2 tRNA genes are annotated in these 221 nt (G+C 53.4%); both read left to right on the top strand.

Going from position 1 to position 221, the window contains the following annotated elements:
- Positions 1-61: 61 nt before the first annotated feature.
- Positions 62-134: transfer RNA gene (locus FD20_RS12875), tRNA-Val, on the top strand.
- 2 nt (positions 135-136) lie between these two features.
- Positions 137-209, top strand: a tRNA-Lys gene (locus tag FD20_RS12870).
- Positions 210-221 lie beyond the last annotated feature (12 nt).

The following is a 221-nucleotide window of genomic DNA, read 5'->3' as shown; positions in this document are numbered from 1 at the left end:
TTCGCGCCGATAGTAGTTGGGGGATCGCCCCCTGCGAGGGTAGGTCGTTGCCGTGCACAATGGAGGATTAGCTCAGTTGGGAGAGCGTCTGCCTTACAAGCAGAGGGTCACAGGTTCGAGCCCTGTATCCTCCATTGAGTCGTTAGCTCAGTTGGTAGAGCATCTGACTTTTAATCAGAGGGTCGACAGTTCGAGCCTGTCACGACTCATAGGTCAATTTT

Source organism: Liquorilactobacillus uvarum DSM 19971, from assembly GCF_001434935.1.
Taxonomy (GTDB): domain Bacteria; phylum Bacillota; class Bacilli; order Lactobacillales; family Lactobacillaceae; genus Liquorilactobacillus; species Liquorilactobacillus uvarum.
This window is presented reverse-complemented; position numbering and strand designations above follow the sequence as displayed.